Source organism: Staphylococcus caprae (assembly GCF_003966625.1).
In the GTDB taxonomy this organism is placed as follows: Bacteria; Bacillota; Bacilli; order Staphylococcales; family Staphylococcaceae; genus Staphylococcus; species Staphylococcus caprae.
Map to the genome: position 1 here is coordinate 986,148 of NZ_AP018587.1, position 26,654 is coordinate 1,012,801.

At 29.7% G+C, this 26,654-nt stretch carries 22 protein-coding genes and 2 pseudogenes; 19 read left to right on the forward strand and 5 right to left on the reverse strand.

Going from position 1 to position 26,654, the window contains the following annotated elements; translation table 11 throughout:
* Positions 1–99 precede the first annotated feature (99 nt).
* The 4 genes and pseudogenes from blaZ (at position 100) to JMUB898_RS04715 (ending at position 10,257) form a co-directional block, all read left to right on the forward strand.
* Complete coding sequence (gene blaZ, locus JMUB898_RS04700) at positions 100–945, forward strand: penicillin-hydrolyzing class A beta-lactamase BlaZ (protein WP_000733621.1); 846 nt, start codon at positions 100–102, stop codon at positions 943–945.
* 328 nt (positions 946–1,273) lie between these two features.
* Positions 1,274–1,393 (forward strand): annotated as a pseudogene (locus JMUB898_RS04705) (YolD-like family protein); the annotation flags it as partial.
* Positions 1,394–2,746: 1,353 nt separating this feature from the next.
* Complete coding sequence (locus JMUB898_RS04710) at positions 2,747–4,087, forward strand: LPXTG cell wall anchor domain-containing protein (protein WP_037541843.1); 1,341 nt, start codon at positions 2,747–2,749, stop codon at positions 4,085–4,087.
* A 218-nt stretch (positions 4,088–4,305) separates the two neighbouring features.
* Positions 4,306–10,257 carry a SasC/FmtB family protein gene (locus tag JMUB898_RS04715; protein ID WP_002445386.1) on the forward strand — a complete coding sequence of 1,984 codons (5,952 nt, stop codon included), beginning with the start codon at positions 4,306–4,308 and terminating at the stop codon, positions 10,255–10,257.
* Between the two features lie 53 nt (positions 10,258–10,310).
* Here JMUB898_RS04715 and JMUB898_RS04720 read toward each other — a convergent pair whose 3' ends face one another.
* A complete protein-coding gene (locus JMUB898_RS04720; protein WP_002445389.1) occupies positions 10,311–11,600 on the reverse strand; it encodes an aminotransferase class I/II-fold pyridoxal phosphate-dependent enzyme in 1,290 nt (429 codons plus the stop codon).
* A gap of 191 nt (positions 11,601–11,791) precedes the next feature.
* On the opposite strand from JMUB898_RS04720, the gene JMUB898_RS12765 reads away from it, so the two are divergent.
* From JMUB898_RS12765 to pmtD, 7 genes are all read left to right on the forward strand, one after another.
* On the forward strand, positions 11,792–11,890 hold the full coding sequence (locus tag JMUB898_RS12765; protein ID WP_002445390.1) for a Trp-rich small protein: 99 nt from the start codon (positions 11,792–11,794) through the stop codon (positions 11,888–11,890).
* Between the two features lie 249 nt (positions 11,891–12,139).
* Positions 12,140–12,310 carry an SE1626 family protein gene (locus tag JMUB898_RS04725; protein WP_002445392.1) on the forward strand — a complete coding sequence of 57 codons (171 nt, stop codon included), beginning with the start codon at positions 12,140–12,142 and terminating at the stop codon, positions 12,308–12,310.
* 180 nt (positions 12,311–12,490) lie between these two features.
* Positions 12,491–12,868, forward strand: coding sequence for a PSM export ABC transporter transcriptional regulator PmtR (pmtR, locus tag JMUB898_RS04730; RefSeq protein ID WP_002445393.1), 378 nt, complete (start codon positions 12,491–12,493; stop codon positions 12,866–12,868).
* Positions 12,868–13,767, forward strand: a complete 900-nt coding sequence (gene pmtA / locus JMUB898_RS04735) for a phenol-soluble modulin export ABC transporter ATP-binding protein PmtA (RefSeq protein ID WP_002445395.1) — start codon at positions 12,868–12,870, stop codon at positions 13,765–13,767. The genes pmtR and pmtA overlap by 1 nt, the downstream gene beginning before the upstream one ends.
* The gene (pmtB, locus tag JMUB898_RS04740; protein WP_002445397.1) at positions 13,764–14,423 is read left to right on the forward strand and encodes a phenol-soluble modulin export ABC transporter permease subunit PmtB; all 660 of its coding nucleotides are present in this window, start codon (positions 13,764–13,766) and stop codon (positions 14,421–14,423) included. Before pmtA ends, pmtB begins: the two co-directional genes overlap by 4 nt.
* Positions 14,424–14,443: 20 nt before the next feature.
* Positions 14,444–15,316 (forward strand): phenol-soluble modulin export ABC transporter ATP-binding protein PmtC, encoded by an 873-nt coding sequence (gene pmtC, locus JMUB898_RS04745; protein ID WP_002445398.1) that lies wholly within the window; start codon positions 14,444–14,446, stop codon positions 15,314–15,316.
* A complete protein-coding gene (gene pmtD / locus JMUB898_RS04750) occupies positions 15,316–16,047 on the forward strand; it encodes a phenol-soluble modulin export ABC transporter permease subunit PmtD (protein WP_002445399.1) in 732 nt (243 codons plus the stop codon). Before pmtC ends, pmtD begins: the two co-directional genes overlap by 1 nt.
* 33 nt (positions 16,048–16,080) lie before the next feature.
* Here pmtD and JMUB898_RS04755 read toward each other — a convergent pair whose 3' ends face one another.
* Positions 16,081–16,644, reverse strand: a complete 564-nt coding sequence (locus tag JMUB898_RS04755; protein WP_002445400.1) for a thioredoxin family protein — start codon at positions 16,642–16,644, stop codon at positions 16,081–16,083.
* A gap of 166 nt (positions 16,645–16,810) precedes the next feature.
* Between JMUB898_RS04755 and JMUB898_RS04760 the strand changes: the two genes are divergently transcribed.
* The 3 genes from JMUB898_RS04760 (at position 16,811) to JMUB898_RS04770 (ending at position 18,751) form a co-directional block, all read left to right on the forward strand.
* Entirely contained in the window at positions 16,811–17,296 is a 486-nt protein-coding gene (locus JMUB898_RS04760) for a hypothetical protein (protein ID WP_037541850.1), read from the forward strand.
* Positions 17,297–17,360: 64 nt separating this feature from the next.
* Positions 17,361–17,918 carry an HAAS signaling domain-containing protein gene (locus tag JMUB898_RS04765; protein ID WP_044466844.1) on the forward strand — a complete coding sequence of 186 codons (558 nt, stop codon included), beginning with the start codon at positions 17,361–17,363 and terminating at the stop codon, positions 17,916–17,918.
* Positions 17,915–18,751: a DUF4097 family beta strand repeat-containing protein gene (locus tag JMUB898_RS04770; protein ID WP_044466843.1), complete on the forward strand. Its 837-nt coding sequence runs from the start codon at positions 17,915–17,917 to the stop codon at positions 18,749–18,751. Before JMUB898_RS04765 ends, JMUB898_RS04770 begins: the two co-directional genes overlap by 4 nt.
* 118 nt (positions 18,752–18,869) lie before the next feature.
* On the opposite strand, the gene JMUB898_RS04775 is transcribed toward JMUB898_RS04770, so the two are convergent.
* Positions 18,870–19,910 carry a C45 family autoproteolytic acyltransferase/hydrolase gene (locus JMUB898_RS04775; RefSeq protein WP_044466842.1) on the reverse strand — a complete coding sequence of 347 codons (1,041 nt, stop codon included), beginning with the start codon at positions 19,908–19,910 and terminating at the stop codon, positions 18,870–18,872.
* A 400-nt stretch (positions 19,911–20,310) separates the two neighbouring features.
* On the opposite strand from JMUB898_RS04775, the gene JMUB898_RS04780 reads away from it, so the two are divergent.
* Positions 20,311–20,481, forward strand: coding sequence for a hypothetical protein (locus tag JMUB898_RS04780; protein ID WP_002435939.1), 171 nt, complete (start codon positions 20,311–20,313; stop codon positions 20,479–20,481).
* 75 nt (positions 20,482–20,556) lie between these two features.
* On the opposite strand, the pseudogene JMUB898_RS04785 reads toward JMUB898_RS04780, so the two are convergent.
* Positions 20,557–20,859: pseudogene (locus tag JMUB898_RS04785) on the reverse strand (YolD-like family protein); the annotation flags it as partial.
* Between the two features lie 182 nt (positions 20,860–21,041).
* Between JMUB898_RS04785 and JMUB898_RS04790 the strand changes: the two are divergent.
* The 4 genes from JMUB898_RS04790 to JMUB898_RS04805 are packed head-to-tail and all read left to right on the forward strand — an operon-like array spanning position 21,042 to position 25,969.
* Positions 21,042–22,154 (forward strand): tyrosine-type recombinase/integrase, encoded by a 1,113-nt coding sequence (locus tag JMUB898_RS04790; RefSeq protein ID WP_002489584.1) that lies wholly within the window; start codon positions 21,042–21,044, stop codon positions 22,152–22,154.
* A 2-nt stretch (positions 22,155–22,156) separates the two neighbouring features.
* Positions 22,157–24,220: a tyrosine-type recombinase/integrase gene (locus JMUB898_RS04795; RefSeq protein WP_000026848.1), complete on the forward strand. Its 2,064-nt coding sequence runs from the start codon at positions 22,157–22,159 to the stop codon at positions 24,218–24,220.
* Positions 24,221–24,228: 8 nt separating this feature from the next.
* A complete protein-coding gene (locus tag JMUB898_RS04800; RefSeq protein WP_000410573.1) occupies positions 24,229–24,594 on the forward strand; it encodes a DUF6262 family protein in 366 nt (121 codons plus the stop codon).
* Positions 24,595–24,598: 4 nt separating this feature from the next.
* Positions 24,599–25,969, forward strand: a complete 1,371-nt coding sequence (locus JMUB898_RS04805) for a hypothetical protein (protein WP_002489582.1) — start codon at positions 24,599–24,601, stop codon at positions 25,967–25,969.
* A gap of 42 nt (positions 25,970–26,011) precedes the next feature.
* Here the strand turns inward: JMUB898_RS04805 and JMUB898_RS04810 are convergent, their stop codons facing one another.
* Complete coding sequence (locus tag JMUB898_RS04810) at positions 26,012–26,422, reverse strand: YolD-like family protein (RefSeq protein ID WP_000612778.1); 411 nt, start codon at positions 26,420–26,422, stop codon at positions 26,012–26,014.
* Positions 26,423–26,654: the final 232 nt, after the last annotated feature.

Below are 26,654 nucleotides of genomic sequence, written 5' to 3' on the forward strand. Positions count from 1 at the left end.
CCTTCTTTCAAATATTTATAATAAACTATTGACGCGAATATTACAATTGTAATATTATTGATTTATAGAAATTACAACTGTAATATTGGAGGGTATATTTTGAAAAAGTTAATACTTTTAATTGCAATTGCTTTAGTTTTAAGTGCATGTAATTCAACCAGTTCACATGCTAAAGAGTTAAATAATTTAGAAAAGAAATATAATGCTAATATTGGTGTCTATGCATTAGATACTAAAAGTGGTAAGGAAGTAAAATTTAATGCCGATAAAAGATTTGCCTATGCTTCAACTTCAAAAGCGATAAATAGTGCTATTTTGTTAGAACAAGTACCTTATAATAAGTTAAATAAAAAAGTACATATTAACAAAGATGATATAGTTGCTTATTCTCCTATTTTAGAAAAATATGTAGGAAAAGATATCACTTTAAAAGAACTTATTGAGGCTTCAATGAAGTACAGTGATAATACAGCAAACAATAAAATTATAAACGAAATCGGTGGAATCAAAAAAATAAAAAAACGTTTAAAAAAATTGGGAGATAAAGTAACAAATCCAGTTAGATATGAAATAGAATTAAATTACTATTCACCAAAGAGCAAAAAAGATACTTCAACGCCTGCTGCTTTCGGCAAGACTTTAAATAAACTTATCGCAAATGGAAAATTAAGCAAAAAAAATAAAAATTTCTTACTTGATTTAATGTTAAATAATAAAAACGGAGACACTTTAATTAAAGATGGTGTTCCAAAAGACTATAAAGTTGCTGATAAAAGTGGTCAAGCAATAACATATGCTTCTAGAAATGATGTAGCTTTTATTTATCCTAAGAACCAATCTGAACCTATTATTTTAGTCATTTTTACGAATAAAGACAATAAAAGTGATAAACCTAATGATAAATTGATAAGTGAAACCGCCAAGAATGTAATAAACAAATTTTAATAGTCTAAATGTACTACAAAAACTGATATAATTCTATCTTTCATAAAACTTCATAATATTGAAGAACATATATATTATTTATAATTATATATGTTCTATTTTTTTATGTTCACATTTATTTTTTTATGTTCACATTTTTAAAAGAGAAAATACTATTAATATACCAAACATCATAATTCCAGTAACTATAATTATAAATGCTCGATAATCTTACTCAACTTTTCCATATAGAAAATAACTTAGTTTAAATTAATTAATCACATTAAAAAAATTATACAATTCTTGCCAAAAAGAACGAACGTTCTATAATAATGCTGAGGTGGTTAACATGATTCCAAATCCTAATGCGCCAGATGAATATAAATATGAAACTGATTATAGAAAAATACCAAGAAAATATTTTAACCCTAAAATCCCTCAAGGGCGTGGAAAAATCAAATGGAAATCTATGGTTATATATACTAATTCATAGCGATTTTAATTTAATTGTGTAAAAGCACTAAAAATATGAACCACTTAACTTAGCATCTTTTTATAAATAAAAATTTCTATAATTTTCTATAACAAAAGTAAAACATGTTAATTGAAAAATGTTCTTATACTTTCCTCCTAACTAATTCAAGAAATTATTACTCCTAGTATAATTTCAATATATACTTTCTTAGTCCCACTAAAATCAAAATATTACCACTTATAATGAAATACTAACCATTTAGTAATCAAACTCAGACAATGTATATACTAATGTATATTATATGCATAGCAGTCAATTATATGTAAGTTAATTAAATATAATTTAAAGACTATAATACTTAAAAGTAATCCTCTGAATAAATTTGTATCTACTTATGAATAATAATCAAATTAATAGAGCAGGTGTTTATTATGATTTTACTAATAATAATTTGCGAAATTTTGTTTTGGATATTCTTAATACTAGGTATACTAATTCGATATGCTTTTAAATCACAAAAGCTATCTAACTTATTTTTAATGTCCACTCCTCTAATTGATCTATTATTAATTTTTTTAACATATAATGATTTAGCAAATAATAACGAGCCAACGTTTATGCACGGACTATCGTTTGTATATATAGGCTACTCAATAATATACGGAAAAAGAACAATCAAATGGGCAGATAACCTATTTAATTATTATTTCAATAATGCTAAAAATCCAAACCAATTTAAAGTAAAAGAAAAAAATAAATTAAAATATCAATGGCAAGAATTCAAAAGAATTTGTTTGTGTAGTCTTATAATACTATCATTTCTTTTGCTCGGGATATATCTAAGTGGTTTTGAACATAGTTTCTGGTTTATCTACTGGATAATAGTAGTTATATTTACAGTACTCATCTGGTTCATAATAGGACCTGTTAAAGAGAAATTTAATTCGCATTAAGAACTGTAAAAAAGTTGAGTGACATAATTATGACATAATAGAATTGAAAAACTAAGAATAATAGGGTTATTCAAAATTGTAAATGTTTATATTATAGGGTTTTAACTCTCTATTTATATCTATTTTATACGATAATTAATGCCAGGTATGATGTAATTGAATCAATGATTAAAGTTTAGCTCCTTTCAAAGTGATGAATTCCCTTTGAAGGGAGTTTTTTTGTATCATTTTTTTGAAAACGATGTCGAAACGAGTATTTTTATTTAAAATAATATATTATAATTAATTTAACTATAATGTTAGTGAGACGAGCATATATCAATTCATAATATTTACTATCGTTTCAATTTTTAAAAACGTTATTGTTCAATAATTTTAGGAGGATTTAACAACAATGAAAGACAACAAACCTAAAGATGTAAACAAATTAAAACAATTATCCAGCAAAAAATATTTAGGTTATGGTACCGCAAGCGCATTAACTTTAGCTCTATACCTATTTTCAGGAAATGCGAGCGCACATGCTGAACAAAATAATAGTGACCAACCGCAAGATAAGAAGGTAGCGACAACATCCACTGAAAAGAGTGATAAAACAGTACAAACAACACCTGCGACTCAAAATGCGAGTAATCAACAAAATACAAATAATCAACAACCTGCTGATACTTCAACTAATGAGGATGAAGAAGATTATAGCAGTTTTTACGAAGTCCCAATTCTACATGTTACAGTCTGGTTGGATGAAGACGGCAATATTCTGAAGGATGCAGTTGAAGATGCGAAAACTCCCGAATCAGAGAGAGGACCTGTTAAAATTCCAGGTTATAGATATACACGAATGACAATGTCAGATGGTATTACTAAGTATATCTATAAAAAAGTGAGTAATAACCAAACTACTCCATCCACTGGAAACGCTACAAGCACGAATCAAAGCACACCTGTAGAAACAAAGAAAGAAGAAAAACCAGCTGCAACTCAAGCGCAAAATAAGAATCAAGAAAGTAACAAAGAAGAAACACAAGCAACACCTAGTGACAAAAAAGAAGAAAAGAAACCTACAGAAACAAAGAAAGAAGAAAAACCAGCTACAACTCAAGCGCAAAATAAGAATCAAGAAAGTAACAAAGAAGAAACACAAGTAACACCTAGTGACAAAAAAGAAGAAAAGAAACCTACAGAAACAAAGAAAGAAGAAACAACAACTTCAAACACTAAAAAAGATGAAGAAAATAAAGATAAACAAAAAGCTAAAAATAATGGACAAACTCATTTAAACTCAAATGAAGATGAAAATAAACAAACTACTGAAGAGAAACCATTACTACACGTTACAGTTTGGGTAGATGAAAATGGGAACATTCTTAAAGATGCAGTAGAAGATAGTAAAACTACAGCTAATAATAGAAATCCTGGACAAATTGACGGTTATACTTTTGAAAAAACAATTGTAAAAGATGGTATTACAAAACACATTTTCAAAAAAGAGATGACAAAGAAACCTACAGGTAAAACAAAAAATCCTGAGCAAAACCAGAATAAAAAAGCTACTACGAAAGTCAAAGGACATAACAATATAGAGAATGAAACAGGTGAAGAAAAATCAGATCAAAAAGATAAAGATGAATTGCCAAAAACTGGGGGAGAACAAACTGGTTTTAATCCTGCTGCATTAATGTTACTTGCTGGCTTAGGATTATTAGGATTATATAGAAATAGAACAAAAGAATAAAATTTTTGGAGTACAGACATTATTGTTTGTACTCTTTTAATTTTCGTCAAAAAAATCATCAAAACTATCAATTTTTTAATTGTAAAAAATCGGGCTAAGTGTTATATTTTAACTTAAAGTTTTAGAAATTATAAGATATTTTATTTAATTTTTAGAATAGGCTATAACTGGATAGAAAATTTTCTATTATACAACTAGAGACATAAGGAGACAACAACATGAAGAAAAACAATAGAATATACAACTTAGATAACACAATCACTCGTTTTTCTATTAGAAAATATCAAGGTTTTGGAGCAGCAAGTGTAGCTGTAGCTGCATTTTTTATGATGACAAACACCCATTTTGCCAAAGCTGATGTTAGTGACAGTAAAGAAACTAACGATCAAATTCAAACACAGTCTAACTTAAATCAAACTAATGATTTAACAAAAGAATCGACACCTATTACAAAAGTAAATAATGTCAATAATGAACAAAAGAACCCTGAACCAGTTACTACGCAAAATTCTGTAGACAAGAGTAAGTTAAACCAACTTGTTGCACAATATAAAGCAATTGATTTAAGTCCCAAAACAGAAGAATCTATTAAAGCTTTTGAAGCGGATGTAAATGAAGCTGAACGTGTACTTAATAGTAATTTGACGCAACAAGAAGTGAATCGATTTTATTATAAATTCTTAAATAGTGCCGGTAAATTACGAAATAAAACTACAATGGATTCAAATGATTTAACTAATAATGATAACCAAAGAACTCAAAATAAAGAAACTATCCATACACCTCCACGCACTAGAATCAATACAAATAGTCAACCTAAACATTTACCACATGGTTCATATTTTAGAGCAGTAGATACAGCAGCAAATACAGTAGCCTCCACAGATCCATTAAGTAAAAATGAAACGGATGCTTCGATTAAAAATGGAAACTTTCGACAAGTATCAGGAGGAAATTTACCTACGAGGTCGAATAAATTAACAATCGTCAGAGGAGTAGATCATTGGCATAGTTTATCAAAGGATCCTAATCCAGAATATCCTATACTTTTTACTCCAGCCGCTAAAGACTATGCAAATTTTATGAGTGATAACACAGATCCTTATGGTGTCGTTTTAGCACGTACAACTAATGGATGGGACCGTTCAGTACTCGATCCTCGAGTAGCGGGTATTTATCAAGATATTGATGTTACACCAGGATCAGAGTTAGTCATTAACTTTATATCAACGAGCCCTACCTTTACAGATGGGGTAACTGGAGCTAAATTAAAGATATCTAATGTAGAGGGAACGCAAACACTATTTGATAAACGTCTTGATGCGATGCAAAATTTCCCTACTGGTTGGCTTAAGGCTATGGTTAATATTCCTGATAATATGAATCAAGTACGTATTTCTTTCCTCCCTATTTCGATTAATAATGCTTTAACTACCCGTGAGTCGAACAGTGGGCATGGATTTGGTGATAATCCTAATTATAATTATGGAGGTACGGTAAGCCGTGTAACAGCCAATACGGGGGCATATGTAGTGTCAAGAATTAACCAAGTGAACTATGATGCTGTGGCTTCTACTCCTACTTCTAATGTGGCACGCGCAACAGTATCCTTAACTGTTGAAAATAAAGGTCACACTCAATCAAAAGAGACAACTTATAAAGTTGTACTTCCTCCTAACTCAAAATTTATTTCAGCGACTGGCGCTAACGGTAATTATAATGCGAATACCAACACTCTAACACTGAATATAAGTAATATACACGGTGGTAATACGAAAGATATTTCTTATACAGTAGAGTTCGAGGCAATGCGACCAAAACTGGTTGATTTAAATGGACAAATATCATATAAGACCAATGCGCCTTTCCGTGGTGACGGTAGTCAAAAAACAGGCAACAATTCTGTTAATACTCAAACAGTCACGTTGAAAATGAATAAAACTGACTTAGAATCCAAATTGACTGAAGTTGAAGCTCATATTCGTGATTTAAAAGAATCTAATTATACAAATCAATCATGGAATGCGCTTAAAGAAAAAATTGCAGAAGCACGTACTATCATAAATGAAGATAACAATAATGTTGCTTTAGATAATAGAGCGTCTCAAGCAACGATTAATACCGTTACTAATGAATTAGTTACGTTAAAAGGTGAACTTAAGATGGCTACACCTAGTAAACCTATTGTGAATGCTAATAATCAAGAGGCTAACGTAACTATCAGCCCTGCACTAGAAGCAGATAAAGTGAATATTTCATATCATAATACAAATAATGAAAATGATACTCTCGTAGCTACTAAATCAAATGCTACATGGTCATTAGATAAACAAGTCCAAGGTATTACAATTAATGAAAATACTGGCAAAATTACAATCAGTTATTCAGCAGTTCAATCTGAGAGTCTAATAACTGCTACAGAAACGACAGGAAACAGCGCTGATAGTGAACTAAGCGAAATAACAATGCCACGAAAAGAGACGACACCAGGGGCACCGACAATCAAAGCTGATCAAACCAATGCGACCGTGACAGTGATACCTGTTGGAGAATCCACAAAAATTGTCATTAAATATAAGAATAAAGAAAATCAAGCTGGCGAAATCATCGCGACTAAAACAGGTTCAACATGGTCACTAAATAAACAAGAAACTGGAATTACTATTGACGCAAACTCAGGCGACGTTACAATCAGTTATTCAGCAGTACACCCTGAAAGTGAAGTAACAGCAAGTGAAACCAAAGGCAATAGTGACATGAGTCCAGAGAGCAAAGTGAATATGCCACGTAAAGAGCAGACACCAGTTCCACCAATTGTAAATGCCAATGAAGCACAAGCGAATGTGAATATCGCACCGAACGGTGAATCCACAAAAGTAGTAGTTCAATATATTAATAATGGCGGCCAAGCAAGCACAGTTACTGCAACAAAAGAGGGAACAACTTGGAGTTTGGATAAAGATGTATCAGGAATTTCTATAAATTCAAATTCAGGACAAGTAACTATCAGTCATTTAGCAGTTCAACCGGAAAGTGAAGTAACAGCAAGTGAAACCAAAGGCAATAGCGATGCGAGTCAGGAAATCAAAGTAAAAATGCCACGCAAAGAATCGACACCGCAAGCACCAACAATTAGTACTAATGAAGAACAAGCAAGTGTGATTGTTACACCGAGCGATGACTCTACAAAAATGGTTATTAAATATTTAGATTTAGAAGATCAAATTAATTCAATTACAGCAAGTAAAATCAATCATCAATGGTCTCTAAATAAACAGGTTCAAGGCATCACTATTGAACCAAATACAGGTAAAGTGGAAATAAGTTATCAAGCAACACAACCAGAAAGTGACATTATCGCAACAGAAACAAAAGGCAATAGTGATGAAAGTGGAGAAAGTAAAACAGTTATGCCACGAAAGGAAGATATACCTGAACCGCCAACTGTTAGCGCTAATGTAGAACAAGCAAATGTAAATGTGGTGCCAAATGATGACTCTACAAAAGTGATCGTTAATTATACAAATACAGAGGGCCAAATCATTTCGATTAACGCTAACAAAGAAGGAACAGCATGGAGGCTTGATAAACAAGAAGAGGGAATTACTATCAATGAAAATACTGGCGAACTCACAATCAGTTACACAGCAGCTCAACCTGAAAGCGAAGTAACTGCAAGTGAAATCAAAGGAAATAGTGACGCAAGTGCACTAAGCAAAGTAAAGATGCCACGTAAAGAGTCAACGCCAGAGGCGCCTACTGTTAATACTGATGATGTAGAAACTAATGTAAGTATCCTTCCAAACGATGAGTCCACAAAGTTAGAAATTAATTTTAAAAATAAAGAAGGCCAATCAAGTAAAATTACTGCTACTAAAGAAGGGGGGATTTGGAATCTAGATAAAGAAGTTCCGGGGATTACTATAGAGCCAACTACTGGTGAAGTTACAATTAGCTATACAGCAGTTCAACCTGAAAGCGAAGTAATTGCAAGTGAAACCAAAGGAAACAGTGAGGCAAGTGAAGTAAGTAAAGTAGCGATGCCACGCAAAGAGTCAACGCCATCAGCACCTACTGTTAAAGCTGATGTAAGTTTAGCAAATGTAAGTATCCTTCCAAACAATGAATCTACAAAAGTAATCGTTCAATTCATAAATAAAGATGGCAAGCTGGAAACAGCGATCACAACTAAAGAGGGAGCAATTTGGAGCATAGATAAAGAAGTTCCAGGAATTACTTTAGACACAACCACAGGAGAAGTAATTATTAGCCATACAGCAGTTCAGGCGGAAAGTGAAGTAACTGCGAGCGAAACCAAAGGCAATAGTGACTCAAGTGGATTAAATAAAGTAACAATGCCACGAAAAGAATCAACGCCGGATGCGCCAACTGTAAATGCAAATGAAGCACAAGCAAATGTAAGTATTCTTCCAAACGGTGAGTCCACAAAGTTAGAAATTAATTTTACAAATAAAGAAGGCCAAACAACTACAGTTATCGCAACAAAAGAAGAACAAAATTGGATCCTAGATAAAGAAGTTCCAGGCATCACTTTAGACACTAACACTGGTGAAGTTTCAATTAGCTATACAGCAGTTCAACCAGAAAGTGAAATAACTGCAAGTGAAACCAAAGGCAATAGCGAGGCGAGTCAAACAAGCAAAGTAACAATGCCACGCAAAGAGCAAACACCGCCAGCACCAACAATCATTGCTGATGTAGAACGAGCAAGTGTGAGTGTAATTCCTAACGACGAATCTACTAAAGTAGTTATTAAATACTTAGATTTAGAAGATCAAATTAGTACTATTACAGCAAGTAAAATTAATCATCAATGGTCTTTAAATAAAGTGGTTCCAGGCATCACTATCGAACCAAATTCAGGAAAAGTGGAAATAAGTTATCAAGCAACACAACCAGAAAGTGATATTATTGCAACAGAAATTAAAGGTAATAGTGATGAAAGTGGAGAAGGTAAAACAGTTATGCCACGCAAAGAGTCAACACCTGAACCGCCAACTGTTAGTGCAAATGAAATGCAAGCAAGCGTGAGTATCGTCCCTGCAGTTGAATCTGACAAATTAAAAGTTCATTATACTAATAAAGATGGACAAGCAAGTATATTAATCGCAACTAAAGAGGGTTCTACTTGGACATTAGACAAACAAGAATCAGGCATCACTTTAGACACAAACACTGGTGAAGTAACTATCAGTTATTCAGCAGTCCAACCAGAAAGTGAAATAACAGCGAGTGAAACCAAAGCTAATAGTGACGAAAGTGAAGTAAGTAAAGTAACAATGCCTCGTAAAGAGTCAACGCCAGAAGCGCCAACGGTCAATGCTAACGAAGCACAAGCGAATGTGAGTATCCTTCCAAATGATGACTCAACAAAGTTAGAAATTCATTACACAAATAAGGATGGGCAAGCAAGCGCAATTATTGTTACAAAAGAGGGGACAAGTTGGATCCTAGATACAGAAGTCCCAGGCATCTCCATCAATCCAAACACAGGTGAAATCACAATCAGTTACACTGCGGTACAACCAGAAAGTGAAGTAACAGCGAGTGAAACAAAAGGTAATAGCGACGCTAGTGAATCAAGCAAAGTAACAATGCCACGCAAAGAAGCCACACCTGAGCCACCAATTGTGAGTGCAAATGATAAAGAAGCAACGGTTACAGTAAAACCAAATGATGGAGCAACAAAAGTTGAAATTCAAATTATAGATAAAAAAGGAAAAGCGATTCAAATTACTGTAAATAAAAAAGAAGCCCTTTGGTCTATAAATGAAAACATAAATGGTATTTCTCTTGATTCCATTACAGGTAAAGTAACAATAAGTAGTGAGACGGTTGAAGCAGGTAGTGTAATATCTACAGTTGAATATAGAGGTAATAGTGATAGAAGTAAGGTAATTAATATTAAAATGCCTCAAAAATTAATAAATAAAGAAAAAAATAAAACTAACACCTCAAAAGTAAAAACGAAAGCACATATCTCTGAAAAAGGAAAAGAAAAATCAAAAACAAAATCAAAGCCTAAAACAAATAAAGCTTTACCTGATACGGGAGAGACTAACGAAACAAATCGAACATTAATATCTAGTATATTGTTAATCGGCTTGATATTAATTCGTAAGTCACGTAAGAAAAAAGATACTATATAAAAACAAAGAAGAGTTACTCTCAATCGCTTTAATGAGAGTAACTCTTCTTTCATTTATCTCAAATCATCAATTGCTTTGGCAATAGATTCAAAAACATGAGGAATATCTTCTTTTTCAACACAGCTAAATGCAATACGGATATCTGTGTCATTTAATGCAATAATACCTATTGAATAGTGATCAATTAAATGTTTACGTAGGGTTTCAGGATTTACGTGATTAACTTTTAATGCCATGAAGTATCCAGAGTTGAAATCATATGCTTTCCAATAGTCTGCATACTGTTCACTATATACGACTTCTTTTGTAATTTCATAACGTTCTTTAAGTGTTTGTATATTTTCGTCGATTTCTTTATCAAATTGATCATGATGCTGTAACACGTGCTTAATTGCACTTTGAGAAGGTAGTGGGCCACTTGAAATATTACTTCTAATTAGACCTTTCACTTTTGCTTCGAGAACATTTTTTGTAGTTTCATTTTCAGTACCAAAAGTCATGAAACCAACGCGGAAGCCCCAAGCAAAAAATTCTTTTGTTGCACCATCGAGACGAACAGGCAGAATATTTTTAGAATTCACTTGAGTTAATGCAGTGAAAATAGATTGCGTGTATACATCTTCATAAAATAAACCATAGTATGCATCATCAACAACTGCAATGACCTTTGTACCTTTATTAGCAAGGTCTTGAATCGCACTAACGATTGTTTTAACTTCTTCAACGTTAGGTGTATAACCTGTTGGATTATTTGGATAATTTAAGAGCATAACTACCTTATCTTTATTGTAGTTTTGTAAGGTTTCAACAAGTGAATCTGTTGTAAAATGACCCTCATCATCGAAAATAGGGTATGTTTGAATGTTTGCATTATGTCGAGTATTAAATACGAGTTTATAGTTACCCCAATTATGAGTAGGTAAAAGAATCGTATCATCTGGATTTACAAATAAATCAGCAACTAATGATAAGCCATGAGTTAATGCATTAGTTACAATTGGGCGACTGATAACATCCTTAGTCAAATCAGGATTCTCTTTAAGTATCTTCTCTTGCCATAAGTCGCGCAATGCTTCGATACCTTGAGGTGGTGCATATGGAAAAATTTCATCAGGAGTTAAATCATTAAACATATGATTTAATGAATCAGCATACATTTTACCGTTATTATTAGTTGCCATCCCGATTGTTGCATTGTATTTCGTACTTTTAGCTTCGGCAGATTGAGATAAGATGCCTTTAGGATAGAACATTTCTTTTCCTAAGTTAGACAACATCTCATATACTTCTATGCTTGACTGTTTTAAATCGTTGTTTAGATTTTCGGCTAAAGGGCTCGTCATTTTCTAACCTCTCTTTAATAAAGTGTTTATATATATATTATCTTTAATTTGGTTAAAGATAAAGTATTGTTTACAAAGAATGAAAAAAGAAAAATTTCTAATCATAATCGAACATACGTTCTGTTTTTATGTTAGAATATTGTTAGGTCATCATCTTATATGACACTAATCAATTTGGGAGGTGTAGTATAATGACGTGGTGGCAAGACGGTTTAATAACATTGATTACAGGTGGCGTACTTGTTGTCTTTCGAATATGGTTAGAAATTAAATGGAAAGACAAGAGATGACCGAACACAAAAAACCCCAAGTCTGCTGGTACCAGACCTGGGGTTGTGTAGTATAATTCGTGGATACAATTAAATTATAACATTGCACTAAATATACAGCAAACAATATTTTATTAATCCTAATTATAAAGCGATGATATAAGGCTTGTTTTATATTGGTACATTAAACCCTAAAGCAATAAATTCTTCTAGATAACTTCATTGATAAACTTTTATTTGATATAATTTTTATTGTATTGAGGTGAAATGATGAAGCACTTAACTAAAATATTAGTAGGTTTAGCGGTTGTGCTTTTTGTAGTAGGTTACTATTTACAAGCAACAGGACACGAATCGCAAGGGATTAAACTTCTACTTGCAGCAATCATGTTTATGATTTGTGCTTTTCTAAATAGAAGTAATGAGCGTCGAAAGAAATAATTGATTGAAATGAATGGGCTTAAGTGAAGTGTTTACTTTGCTTAAGCCTTTTTGTGTATATACTTTATACTCAATTTTTCATTAGAAAGCACTTATTTGTAAGTAATTTGATATATACACTTTACAAATCTGTGTATATTGTATATATTATGTATATACAGAAAGAAAAGGGGGACATCAATGAAATTAATTTTGAAAAACAACAGTGAACAACCCATTTATGAACAAATTAAGCAACAAATTAAAGAAAATATTTTAAAAGGTTATGTTGCTCCTGGCGAACACCTTCCATCAATGCGTGAGTTAGCTAAAGATTTGCAAGTGAGTTTAATTACTACTAAACGAGCTTACGAAGATTTAGAAAAGGATGGATTTGTGACTACTATAAGAGGCAAAGGAACCTTTGTTAAGGAGCAAGATAATTCAATTCTTAAGGAGAAACAATTCTTTGTCATTGAGAATTTAGCGAAAACAATGTCTAAAGAGGCGAAAACAATTGGGATGCCCTTAGAAGAATTGATAGAAATATTAACTTTAATTTATGAGGAGGAAGACTGATGAACGCGATTGAGCTTAAAAAAGTAAGTTATCAAACGAGCGAATTTCAGTTAAAAGATATCTCCTTTGAAGTTCCTAAGGGCTTTGTAACAGGTTTTATAGGTGGGAATGGCGCTGGTAAAACAACAGTTATTCGCTTAATTATGGATTTAATTCAATCTAAAAATGGTCAAATTTCTGTATTTGAAAAAAATATGAAGACAGATCCTGTTGAAATTAAAAATAAAATAGGTTTTGTTTATTCAGAGACGTATTTTAATGATAAATGGACAGCTAAAAAGTTAGAAAATATAGTCGCACCATTTTATAAAGATTGGGATCATGAATTATTTATTAATTATCTTCAGTTTTTCCAACTTCCTTACAATAAGAAAATAAAAACATTCTCAACTGGAATGAAAATGAAGTTATCATTAGCAGTTGCATTTAGTCATCATGCAGAACTATTCATTCTAGATGAACCTACATCTGGTTTAGATCCTCTTGTAAGGAATGAATTACTTGAGATTATACAACAAGAATTGATTGATGAAGATAAAACAGTGTTTTTATCTACACATATTATTTCAGATTTAGAGAAAATAGCAGATTATATTGTTTATCTACGAGATGGAGAGATTATTTTCAATGAGTCTAGAGACAAATTGTTTGAAAAATATAAAGTGATTAGTGGTTCCAATGAAGACCTAGATCAAGAGTTGGAGGAATTATTAATATATAAAGAAATAAGAAAAACTGGCTACATAGGCCTTACTGAACACTATCAAACGTTTAAAGAGTTATTTGGAAATAGAATAGAAATTAAAAATCCTACAATCGAAGAATTAATGATTTACTTAGAGAAAAATAAAAAGAAAAAAGACTTTAAATATTATCAACAAAGAGAGAAAAGTTTATGAAACAACTTCTAATAAGAAACATTAAACTTCGACGATGGACACTTTTAATTTATGGATTATTATTACTATTCTTTCCTTTTTATCATTTAATTGATAAACATCATCTAGTCTTCTCTGTTATATCTGGTCCGATGGGTGTCATTTTAACGATTATTTGTTTAGTCGATGCTGGACATCTATTTAGGATTAATCGCAGGCTAGGTGGTTCACAGTCTTACTTGTTCTTTGGTAGTTTGCCAGTTTCAAAAAAGGATTTACTCAATGCCAACTACATCAGTTGCATAGTATTAACTTTGATTGGTGCTTTAATCATTAGTCTATATGGATATGAAACAAATACGATTAAAACGGATTCGATATCTTTTTCAACAACATATTCATTTATAATAGCGAATTTCTTTTCTATTCCAATCGCTTTTAGAAAAAGTACAGAACAAAAGAATAAGGACGTACCTTATATAGGATATGTATTCGGAATTATGATTGTATTACCGATTATTCTTTCTGCTATATTCATTTTGATTAATTATATTACTCGAAATGATAGTCATATCCCTACTATTTATTCATACTTTTTAAATTATGGATTATTGATGATAAGCATCATCTGTTTAATTATTAATTACGTGATTCAAATAAAAAAATTTAAAAACTAATCACTAGAGGGAGGTCTATTATGAAATTAGAACGTATTACTAAAAAATATGGACAAAATACAGTCATAGATGATGTCAACTTTGATTTTGCAAACAGTCAAATTGTTGGTCTTATAGGTAAAAATGGTGTAGGTAAGACAACTTTGATGAAAATTATGAATGGTAATATCATCAATTATCAAGGTAAAGTAGATTTATCTAAAGACGAAAATGTAGGTTTCTTAATTGAACATCCTAAACTTTATGATAATAAGTCTGGCTTATATAATTTGAAACTTTTTGCTCAAGTATTAGGAAAAGGTTTCGATAAAGAGTACTCAGATCATATTATCGATGCTTTTGGTATGAGACCTTACATTAAGAAAAAAGTAAAAAAATATTCAATGGGTATGAAACAAAAATTAGCAATAGCTGTATCTCTTATGAATAAACCAAGATATTTAATATTAGATGAACCTACTAACGGCATGGATCCTGATGGTTCAATCGATGTATTAAAAACAATTCAATCTTTAGTAAAACAATTAGAAATGAAAATTTTAATTTCTAGTCATAAGTTAGAAGATATTGAGTTAATTTGTGATAGAGCGATATTCCTAAGAGATGGTCATTTTGTTCAAGATGTGAACATGAAAGATGGTGGCCCTGAAGACACTACAATTATTACTGTGGAAAATGAAGACTTCAACAAAACATTAGAATATCTAACTGAACATTATAAAGTACAACAGTCACAAAAAGATGCTGGTGAAATAATGATTAAAGCTCAAAAAGATTATAAACCACTACTTAAATCATTATCTCAAAAAGAGGTTTATCCAAAATATATTGAAACACGCAAAAGCTCTTTACGTGATACTTACTTTAATATTAATCAGAGAGGTGATAAATAATGAGAATTTTACAACTAGTCAAATATGATTTAATTAGTATTTTGAAAAGTCCTTTAACATACCTTGCATTGATACTAGTTATAGGAATGACTGTCTTCCAAGCAAGTATGCAAGCTGCATTCGCTAAGACTCACCAAGTAGATAATAATATGGTATTCATATTAGCAAACTGGTTATTCTTATTCGCTGGATTATTATTTATCATCAAAACTATCACTAGAGACTACTCTCAAGGTACGATTCAGTTATACATGAGTAAGGTAAGTAGTAGAATTGGATACATTATTGCTAAAACAATTTCAATAGTGTTAATTTCTCTCTTATTTACGTTACTTCATTATCTTATAATCATTATTATTCAAGCATTTACTAAAGGTACAAACGTTGATGGAGATAAATTCTTAAATAATATTTGGTTTTACCTTATATTCTTCCTATTCTTTGGACTATTCTTATTATTACTAACGTTAATTATTGAAAAGCCAGCAGTAATCTTTACTTTAGGGATTTTCTTATTACTTATCGTCCCATTCGTACAACCTTTCATAGGTTTAATCCCGCACATTGGTGACGATATCCAAAAATCATTTAAGTATATCCCATTCACTTACTTAACTGAGAAAATGACAGAAGACATTAAATTCTCACATTGGCAATGGTTTATTTCAATTGCTTCAATCGTTATATTATTTATTGCTGACATTCTATATGCTGCTAAAAGAGATATTTAATCAGATAATACTGAGGCACATGCCTCAGTATTTCTATTTATACAAAAGTTTAGTAATGATTGAGTTATATACTGCTTTCCAAAATGAAGAATCGGTTTTAAATCTATTGGAAATTAATAGATGCGTTTCTTTTACTTTGTCATCATAATCAGGGTGGTCTTTACTTGGCAATTTATCATTTCTAAGCTCAGTGACGAATGTTTGAACTTCTTTAGCTCTTGGACCCCATACAGTGATTTGTTCATATGAATCATTCATAAATACAAATATAGGTATAGATCTTGATTTACCGTTAGTTAGGTATTGGTCAATGAGATTTGTGTCATCATCTCTATGAAAAACTTTAACTTCAAGGTTTAATACTTCACTGATTTGTTTTAATATTGGGAGATTCATCATTGCATCTCCACACCAGTCTTCAGTGATGACTAATACCTTGGAATAATTTGTTTGTTGTAATTGCTTTATACGCTCATCATTTGTAGGGGGGCTAAAAGATTTGTAAATTGACAATAAATTCTCTTTGTTGTCTTTCATTTGTTCAATGTACTGTTCTAACGACTGACTTCTATTAAAATATGTTTGTAAACTTGTCATATAAGTAACCTCCTTTGATAATTTAGAATATTATAACAATTTTTAAACTTTAAAGATATTAATTAACTTAATTCGAACGTGATTCACAATGTGACTAAGTTGTTAGATGAAACTCAAAATTCCTTATGCTATATTAGTTAGAACAAGAGTGAAAGTGGTGACTCAAGTGCGAATACAAAATCGATGGGTGATTTCAACCCTTTTTTTGATTGGAGCAATCATTTTACTATTCGGAATTATGTACTATAAAAGTATTAAGACCGTAGATTTATCCAATTATACTATTAACAACATTAGTTTGAATGAACATTTTAAAGAAAAAGGATATGTATTAAATAAGAAGGTTAAATTAGATAGATTTAAATTTTATAACGATGAAAATCATAAAGATTTAACAGTTAAAGTAAAAAATAAAAACCATACTATAAAAGGTATTGTTCTAGTTAAAGATAAAAATGTTAAAACAAATTTTGGCATTAAAATTGGCGATTCGATTGATGAAGTAATAGACGAACTCGGAGACAGCTATAAAAGAAATATTGCTGGTAAGCATTATAAATCAATTACATATATAGATCGTGAGCATAAAATGAAGCTAAGCATACTTTATAAAGATGAGGTAGTAAAAAGAATAGAATTCTTCAGTAAATAAGTTTAGTTGAGGAATGTACGCTATTACATATTCTTTAATTCAAATTCAGGAAGAGTGACAATATATGGATAAGATTACTTTTTTAAATGAATTAGAATTAGCCTTGGATGAGCTTCCCAGAAATGAAAAGGATAATAAGATGTACGAGTATGAAAATCTTTTTTATGAAGAGGAACTCAAGGGCAACAATGAAGAGCAAATTGTAAAAAAATTAAAGGACCCTTATGACATAGCTAAAGAAATTAAGGCAAAAAGTGCTATTAGTTACGCTAGTTCTAAACCTACGATTCAAAATATAGCTAAGGCAATCTTTGCATCTTTAAGTTTGGGCATCTTATCGATATTTATTATATTGATACCTGTCGTGATTATCGCATTACTTCTTTTGATTTTATTGTTTTTATCAATTTGTCTTTTATTTTCTCCTATAATATTAATCGTTTATTCATTACTTAATGGTTTTCATAACTCAATAAGTAATATATTATTTTCGATTTCATTGGCTGGTCTAGGAATTATTTTTATTGTTTTAACCTTTAAAATTATGCATATAGTACATAAACTGATTTTAAGATATTTACTATGGTACATAAAAACAGTTAAAGGAAGCGTTAGAGAATGAAGAAGCTTTTCATTAGCGGTTTAATTATATTTATTGTGTTTTTTATTGGTGGAACGGTAACATGGTTTGCTTTTGATAAAGCTATTTATGAAAAGCAAAATTACTACAAAACGTTTAGTAACAATTTTAGTAATGTATCTGTAAATACAATAGGTTCAGAAATAAATGTTATAGAAGGTAAAAAATTTAAAATCGACTATAAAGGAGATAATGATATTTTTGTCTCCAAAAAAAGAAACACACTAAAAGTAACAGAAAAGCGAGCGACTAACAGAGGCTATGGTTTAAATTTTAATCCTTTTCATCGAAATAAGAAAAAACTCACTTTAGAAGTTCCAGATAAAGAACTGAAAAACTTGAGTGTAGATTCGCTTATCGGTGATATCCATTTAAAAAATTTGAAGGTAAAGAATACGACTGTTATCAATCACCGTCTTTTTTCAATGGATAATTCAAATTTGAATAATTTAAATTTTGGTAGCTCTGGTAGAAAAGCCAATATTAATGATTCTACTGTTCAAAAAGGTAATATAAAAATGAATTCAGGCAAAATATTAGTTAATCATAGCCAATTGAAAGATTCAATATTCTTATTGAATAAAGGTGATATTCTTATGAAGAATATGAAATCTTCAAATGATATTAAAGCCTCTACGAAACAAGGTGATATTAAATATAACTTCGGAGAAAAACCTAAAGACACATTACTCAAATTACATCCTGGTCGAGGTAAAAAAGTTGTTAACAATAAGTACTTTAAAGAAGGCAAAGTAGGTAAAAGTAATAATATTTTAGAGTTTTATACTGTTGATGGTGATATAACTGTTGATTAATTTTAGTCGGACAGTACCATTTTCTAAGTATCATAGCCCTTAAAATGAATGTATTTAAAAGTTCATTTTAAGGGTTATTTTAATATTTATTCATCACGCATTAGCCCGAAATAAAACTTTAATAAGTTGCGAAAGTCAAAGAAGTGTCAATTTCACCTCTGAAATAATCAATGTTTAAATCTTCGCCATTTAACCATTTTGAAAAGTTTATTTCAGTAGCATGGTTATTCTCACCGAGTGCCATCCAAGCAGTTAATGTATTTGGTTCATAAATAGATGTATGAATGGTGCCAGACCAACTTCTAAAGAGTTTACTGTATATCTCATATTGTGGATCGTTAAATAATTTGAAAGCATCTTCTTTAGTAATAGTGTGATTCGTATGTTTGATAACTCGCTCTAATCTCTCTTTAGACTCTTTTGTGTAATTGCGATTTTCATGGGTTAATAATTCGAAATGATTTGTACATATTGGGTCATATCTCACATTAATTGAACGTGGTGTCACTTCAACTATCGCATAGTTTAAATTCTTATCCATTAAAATATAGCTAAATGAACTTCTATGAGGGATTTCTTTTAAAAGTCGAATAGCTTCATGAACATCTTTACAATTTTCAAGAATAAGTCTGCCTATCATATAACAAACAAAACCGTTGGCCGGCTTTTTACGATGCATAAAATTATAAGCCATTACTAGTCCGCATTCATTCATCCCATCCATTCTGCCTGTCACTCTCGAAGTAGGACCTATTTGAGCCAGACCACTATCATTTGGTTGGAAAAGTAAATATCTACCATCATATGTTGCTGGGTGATAATCATAATTACGTATTAAATAGTCTGTCCCCTTAAAAACTGTACAACCACTGTCTTTTAAATCTGTAAAGCGGTAATGACCAAAATTTAGGATGATCTGTTTAGTTGGAAGGTTAAGCACATCTTGCATACCAATGAGCTCATCCCATATTTTCGGAGCATATGTTTGAAAGATATGATATGTTTCTTTTACATCTATATCAAAGCGAGGATTTCTTTTTCTCCATTCCTTTTCACGATTTTTTAAAAGGGGAGTCGTTTGTAACCATTTTGCTGTTTCAACTCCTAAATCGTAGTGGGAACCACGATGAGTCATAATATCAGATTGTACGCTTTGCATTCAGAACATCCTCTCTTTTCAAATGTTTACTTTAATGTAATAGGAAATTAACTTAATGTTAATTGCATTACATTAGTTGAAATAATACAATCGAATTGTATTTTAGTTGGGGAATTTTTAATATTTATGGGAGTGATTTCTATGTTTACAGATCGTTGTAGAGCAATTGCTGATTCAGTTAAATCATGGTGGCTAAGTTAATACGCATGATACTTTATTATTTAAGCTATTATTATTTAGATTTAAAATAATTAAATTAATCTTTATTTGTCATATTACCATAATTCTTACTTATATTGAGAATAATCATTTTTGAAACGGGTATTTATTTATCGAAGAAGATAAGTATGCTATCATATTGAATTGTAGATATGCATATTAATTTTAGAGGTGAAAAGTAATGTGGAACTTTATTAAAGGTTTATTTAAATTTGTATTTAGCTTATTAGCTATTACTACAGTTGTTGTAGGCGTAGGTGTTGTTGCCTTTGCTTATATTTTCAAAAAAGATTTCGAAGATATTGAAAGAAAAACAAAAGAAATTGTTTCAGATATCGAAAACAATAATTAATTAGTTAAGTGTATACTAGCTGATTTTTAAATAATGGTTGGCAATGGCTCAAAGTTAAGCTATTGCCAACTTTTTTTATGCGAAGGTAATATCAATAATATCTAAGATTGAAACCTTTTGATGGTATGTAGTATTAGGTTTTATACCTTCAATTTCAAAATTCAACGAATCTATGCGATGTATATTAAGCTGAACAAAATCAATGTAGCCTTCTTTATAAAATTTGATATTAACAGGTTGGGATTTTTGTAAAGCCTCATGTAAGCGTATATTTAATTGAGCCAGTTGGTCATCTGAAAGCACAGGTCTATCTATTTTATTTTGGTCAATCATATATTGATGAATTGTTTCAAACTGCTCTGGTAATGTAGCAAATGGTTATATATATGTTAAAGAATATAGACTATTTTGTTTAAAATGAATCATGTTTTAAGAAAAAATAAACAAAGTAAAAATATTAAATAGTCTTTTTTATTATGTGTAATAAGTTTAATATGTAGGATGTAAAAAGAGTTGAAATAATGTATACTTATACTATTAAATTTAGAAATGAGATTATTATGAAAATAGTAGAAGTAAAATCTAAGAATGGTATCAATTTTATGATTTTAGATGGTAATAATGAACCTATAGTAGATGCAGTAAGATATTTGAAGTATCTGGATAGTGTTAAGAAAAGTTTAAATACCAAGAAAACCTATGCCTATGCGCTAAAAAAATTTTTTGTTTACTTAGAAAATAAAAAGATATGCTATAAAGAAGTTAGTTTTGATAACTTTGTTGATTTTATAAGATGGATGAAAAAACCTTTTGAAAATGAGAATGTCCTCTCTTATCACCGAAAAGAAATAAGCATTAGTCCTAAGACAATTAATCTGACTATGACCGTAGTATCTAATTTTTATGATTATCTCTATAGGAGCAAAAAATTAGATGTTAATTTCTATGATTTTATACATATGGAAAGTAAATACTCTAAAAAATATAAAAGTTTTATGCATCACGTAAATAAGGACTATAGAACGTTGAAAAATATTTTGAAAGTTAAAGAACCAAAGAAAAAGATAGAAGTATTAACTAATGCGGAGGTTAAGAAATTATTAGGAGAAACTAATAATATTAGAGATAAATTCTTAATACAATTATTATATGAAACAGGATTACGTATAGGTGAGGTATTATCATTACGTATTGATGATATTAAATTTGACTTTAGAAAAGGCCATCAAATAGTTTTGAAAAATAGATTAAATGACAATGGTACTTATTTAAAAACTGGTGAAAGAAAAATATTTATTTCTCAATCGTTAATTGATTTATATGATGATTATGTCTACGAAATAATTGACGAACTTTCAATATGTTCTGATTATCTTTTTGTAAAAATAAAGGGGAGAAATGTAGGAGAAGCTATGAATTATAGCGATATATGTTCATTATTTAAAAGGCTAAAACATAAAACATCTATAAATGTTCACCCTCATTTATTTCGCCATACACATGCAACTGTTTTTTATAATGAAACTAAGGATATTAAACAAGTTCAAGAAAGACTTGGTCATAGTAATATACAAACGACTATTAATTTATATGTTCATCCTACTGAAGAAGATATACGCGAAGATTGGAATAAAGTAAAGCATCAATTTCAAGTTTTTAATAAAGGGGAATGACTATGTCAATACCAATTAATTTACCTACAAACAGTACTATTATTAATGAATTATGTACATTACAAAGTAGAGCCATCAATATAAAAGGAGAGGTTTTAATAACTGAAATATATGATGATTACTTTTTTAAAAATGATGAGTGGCACATTTCAGCTTTTAACAAATTCAAGCAATTTCAAGATAGTATCAAGAACTATAGAGACAAAAGAAAAAATGTTTTCTTTAGGATTAAAAATAAAAATTTGAATTTAGAATTTAAATACCTTTTTTTGAAACTGATAGTTAAAGAGGATTGGTCTTTATCTAATTTATTTAATACTGGAGCAGTGAAGATTAATAAGATTGCTGAGTTCTTTAATAAAGTTTATCCAAATTTAAATTCTTTACTTGATTGTGATATAAATATATTAGAAAAGCACTGGTTTAATTGGTTGACTGCAAATAATATACCAATAAAAAGAAGATCATCAACAATAGTTTTTGGTGATTATGAATACAAAAGTGGGCTAGCTTCTTTTTTAAAGAATATGTACATTAATCTAATTAAGTTCATTGATAAGCGAGAAGAATGGGAAAAAGATAAATGGGATATTAGAAATTTAGAAAAATATGGATTGAGTTATAATAAGACACTAACTGGCAATTATTTAAACTTTGAAAAAATTGAGTCAATTAAAATGCGAGAATCAGCAAAAAAATATTTAAAAAAACGTTTGATAACTGGTGATATAGTATTTGCTACAGCAAGGTTTTATATAAGAGTTTTAACTAGGTTTTTTCAAAATATAACTAAAAATGAAGAAACAAGGAATAGTTTAAACGAACTAGATAGATGTCATATCGAATCATATATAGAATTTTTATTTGAATATGCAGCTAATAAAAATTTGCGAAGTACTAAGAACTTTGTGAGAGAAGAATTAAAAACAATTAGAAGATTCTTAAACGATATTATAACTCAAAACTATGCTATAGCACCGTACCAAGATATACGATTTTTAATTTATCCACAAGACTTACCTAAACACGAAAAGAAAAATAGTAGCCAAATTGATTATATCCCAGATTTTGTATTGGAACAGCTTTTTGAGCATATAAATGATTTGCACAAAGATTTAATACCTGTAGTTTGGATAGCTTTTAAAACGGGATTAAGAATTTCTGATGTATTGACATTAAAAAATAATTGCCTTGCAAAAGTTAATGGAAAGTATTCAATAATAACAGATATTGCTAAAACTTTTGTTAAAGGACATAGAATACCAATTGATAATAAATTAGCTGATATAGTAGCAGTTTTAATAGCCGATTCTAAAATTAAAAGTACAAAAGATAATAATCCTAATAATTATATTTTTGCTATTCATAAAGGAAAAAGAAAGGGAATGCCCTATACACAACATATGGTCAGGGCACACTTAAATCATTTATCAAAAACTAAAAATATTATTGATGAACAAGGAGAAATCTTCCATTTCAAAACTCATCAATTTAGACATACCTATGCAGTAAAATTGTTAAATGGTGGAGCAGATATATTAACTATACAAGAATTATTAGCACATTCCTCACCAGAAATGACTCTAAGATATGCTAAGTTACTTGATGATACAAAAAGAAAGGCTTTTGAATCAGTTATTGATCAAGGAGCTTTTAGTTTTGATGTTGACGGTAAAATTAAAAATATACAGCATAGTAGTGAACTATCTGAAAAAGCATTGAATTCTTTATGGCAAGAACATAAATTAAATGCAATGGACAATCCTTATGGTACTTGTCATGCTAGATTGAGCGGCGATTGTCCATACATGGAAGCTCCGCCATGCCTAACTTGTAATTCTGGGAAACCATGTAAGGATTTAGCTATTGGATTTTCTGATTTAGATGTTGAAAAATATGAATTACATATCAAATCAACGGTCAAATCTATAGAATTAGCTAAAAATAATAATAGGCAAGATATGGTTGAAAAACACACTAATATATTAAATAAATATGAAGAAATACTAGGTAATATAAAAGATGGAAACATTATATTCGGGAGAAGTAATAGAATAAAAGTATAGAGGTTAAAATGGAAAAATTTAATAGACAAGAACAATTAAAACAGTTACATGCAGAACGAAAAGTTAAAACCGAGAAAAAAGTTGATAAAGCAATAAATGATTTAGTTCAAAAAAATAAAGAAATTAACTTTAATATCGTTTCTAAACATTCAAAAGTTTCTAAAGCTACATTATATAAAAATAATAAAATTCGAAAGAAAATAGAGAAGTTACGTGAACAAAACAATGAAATATTTGTTCATAAAAATAAAAATGACGGTAAAGATGCGTTAATTTCCTCTTTAAAAAGAAGAGTAAATTCTTTAGAAAAAGAGAAAAAAATGTTGAAAGAAGAAATTAGCGTTTTATATTCTAGGTTATATGAGGATATTTAAAATAATGGACAATAAAAATGAAAAGATTCTTGAAGATATTAATAAATTACAAGGCTATAAAGTAACATATCAATATGCTACTGCTATAAATATAAAAGATAATAACATGAACCCTTGGTTTGAAAAAATTGAGGAAATTCTATTGAATGTAAAAGGAGTTATACGCATTTTATCTCCTGACAACCCCCAGGTAAATTATGATTATTGGGTTTTACCTGGAAAATATAAAAGACATACAAAAGAATATCACGAAAAACTAGAAAAATTTTTAGAAAAATTTGCTACTAATGTAAATATTAATGAAGGATTGTTTGATCAAAAAAATATACATGGATACAAATATAAAAAATATATATTCACTCCACATATTGAAATTACTCATGATAACACTTTAAATTTATTTTTTTTAACCTTAACTATATTTAACAATGGTACATTTGTTGTAGAAATCATTGAAGATTTAGAGAGTATAGACTTTGGAAGCGACTTGTATAGTACTTTCTCATATGTAAAAGATACGATATATCCTCTAATTAATCAAGAAAATAATAATAGACAAAGACAGTATCAATTGTATGGCAATAGACATGGTAAAAATATTAGAGATGTTTCTAGGCAAATTAATAGAATTATAAAAAATAATAGTAAGGATATTTTTGAATATAAAGTATCTAAAAATATGGACTTTGAAGTTTATTATTTAGCTAATGAAAATGAATTTACTGATGATCCTTTTTATGAGGATGTGAAAATTCAAGAGTGGTTAGTAAATGCGCCTATTTTTTCATTTGAAGGAAAAAGTAAACATTTTAGGCAAGATGGTTATAGCGATAATTATATAAATTTCTTGAATAAAGCATCAATTTTTGTAGTTTGGATGAATGAGCAAGAAGGAGATGTTTTAGAACAATGTTCTCAAATGGCAATTTATTTCAGTAGTTCTGCTAATTTCTTTTTCTTAGAAACTATGTTAAATGAATTACAATTGTATGGGTATCAACAATATAATTTAAATGGAAAAAAAGAAGCCCTATATTTTAGACAATGGATACTAAATTTCAAGAGATCTATTGCAATTATTTATAGAACAGAGCTTTTACCTAGTTTATATTTATATTTGTATCTAAAGAATAATAATGATTTTAAATCTCCTCAGTATATTGAAGAATTAAACAAAGAAGAATTATCACTAATTGAATTGGAGCAGTCATATAAGGAAGAAGAAAGAAGCGAAAAATTAAATAAACTTTTGTTAATAATAAGTCTTTTATCAATTTTCCAAGTAGTAGAAATTTTTTTCAGTGATAAAAATAATATATTTAATATCAGTATCATACTTATAATGATTTTGCTAGAAGTATTTCGAAAAAGGTAATTATAAGAACACTATTTAAGCTTTTAAAAAGTTTAAATAGTGCTAAGTGATACTACAAACGTTAGTATTATTTAAATTATATATATTATTGTTAGTATCAGAAAAGGAAAATGTATTACCAATTTCATCCTTTTTTAAAATTTTTCCCGTATATTTTGAAATGTTACCGTCTTCCCAATATGTGATTGTACATAACTCATCATTTCTAATTTTTATTTGGAAAATCTGATCTAAATTATCTAATGAATCATATGTTAGCAATGGTTTTTCAACTTTATCTTGATTCATTATGATTTGCTCTAAAATTTCAAACTGTTTTGGGAGAGTCGCAAAAGCTTGCCATTTGATTTTTCCCCGCCCTTGAGGGATTTTAGGTTTTAAATATTTTCTTGGTATTTTTCTATAATCAGTTTCATATTTATATTCATCTGGCGCATTAGGATTTGGAATCATGTTAACCACCTCATCATCATTATAGAACGTATGTTCTTTTTCGGCAAGGATTATATAATTTGTTAAGGTGATTAATTAATTCAAAATAAGTTATTTTCTAGATAGAAAAGCTGAGTAAGATTATCGAGATTTTATAACTATAGTTACTGGAATTATAATGTTAGGTATGTTAATGGTATTTTCTCTTTTAAAATTAATGTGAACACAAAAAATAGAACATATATAATTATAA

What these genes read in the sequence shown, in the direction of transcription:
- JMUB898_RS04790 (WP_002489584.1), top strand. Translation starts at nt 21,042, where the DNA reads ATGAAAATAGTAGAAGTAAAATCTAAGAATGGTATCAATTTTATGATT.
- JMUB898_RS04810 (WP_000612778.1), bottom strand. Translation starts at nt 26,422, where the DNA reads ATGATTCCAAATCCTAATGCGCCAGATGAATATAAATATGAAACTGAT.
- JMUB898_RS04725 (WP_002445392.1), top strand. Translation starts at nt 12,140, where the DNA reads ATGAAGCACTTAACTAAAATATTAGTAGGTTTAGCGGTTGTGCTTTTT.
- pmtA (WP_002445395.1), top strand. Translation starts at nt 12,868, where the DNA reads ATGAACGCGATTGAGCTTAAAAAAGTAAGTTATCAAACGAGCGAATTT.
- JMUB898_RS04805 (WP_002489582.1), top strand. Translation starts at nt 24,599, where the DNA reads ATGGACAATAAAAATGAAAAGATTCTTGAAGATATTAATAAATTACAA.
- JMUB898_RS04795 (WP_000026848.1), top strand. Translation starts at nt 22,157, where the DNA reads ATGTCAATACCAATTAATTTACCTACAAACAGTACTATTATTAATGAA.
- JMUB898_RS04780 (WP_002435939.1), top strand. Translation starts at nt 20,311, where the DNA reads ATGTGGAACTTTATTAAAGGTTTATTTAAATTTGTATTTAGCTTATTA.
- pmtR (WP_002445393.1), top strand. Translation starts at nt 12,491, where the DNA reads ATGAAATTAATTTTGAAAAACAACAGTGAACAACCCATTTATGAACAA.
- JMUB898_RS04720 (WP_002445389.1), bottom strand. Translation starts at nt 11,600, where the DNA reads ATGACGAGCCCTTTAGCCGAAAATCTAAACAACGATTTAAAACAGTCA.
- JMUB898_RS04775 (WP_044466842.1), bottom strand. Translation starts at nt 19,910, where the DNA reads ATGCAAAGCGTACAATCTGATATTATGACTCATCGTGGTTCCCACTAC.
- JMUB898_RS12765 (WP_002445390.1), top strand. Translation starts at nt 11,792, where the DNA reads ATGACGTGGTGGCAAGACGGTTTAATAACATTGATTACAGGTGGCGTA.
- JMUB898_RS04715 (WP_002445386.1), top strand. Translation starts at nt 4,306, where the DNA reads ATGAAGAAAAACAATAGAATATACAACTTAGATAACACAATCACTCGT.
- pmtB (WP_002445397.1), top strand. Translation starts at nt 13,764, where the DNA reads ATGAAACAACTTCTAATAAGAAACATTAAACTTCGACGATGGACACTT.
- JMUB898_RS04800 (WP_000410573.1), top strand. Translation starts at nt 24,229, where the DNA reads ATGGAAAAATTTAATAGACAAGAACAATTAAAACAGTTACATGCAGAA.
- pmtC (WP_002445398.1), top strand. Translation starts at nt 14,444, where the DNA reads ATGAAATTAGAACGTATTACTAAAAAATATGGACAAAATACAGTCATA.
- JMUB898_RS04710 (WP_037541843.1), top strand. Translation starts at nt 2,747, where the DNA reads ATGAAAGACAACAAACCTAAAGATGTAAACAAATTAAAACAATTATCC.
- JMUB898_RS04765 (WP_044466844.1), top strand. Translation starts at nt 17,361, where the DNA reads ATGGATAAGATTACTTTTTTAAATGAATTAGAATTAGCCTTGGATGAG.
- JMUB898_RS04755 (WP_002445400.1), bottom strand. Translation starts at nt 16,644, where the DNA reads ATGACAAGTTTACAAACATATTTTAATAGAAGTCAGTCGTTAGAACAG.
- pmtD (WP_002445399.1), top strand. Translation starts at nt 15,316, where the DNA reads ATGAGAATTTTACAACTAGTCAAATATGATTTAATTAGTATTTTGAAA.
- JMUB898_RS04770 (WP_044466843.1), top strand. Translation starts at nt 17,915, where the DNA reads ATGAAGAAGCTTTTCATTAGCGGTTTAATTATATTTATTGTGTTTTTT.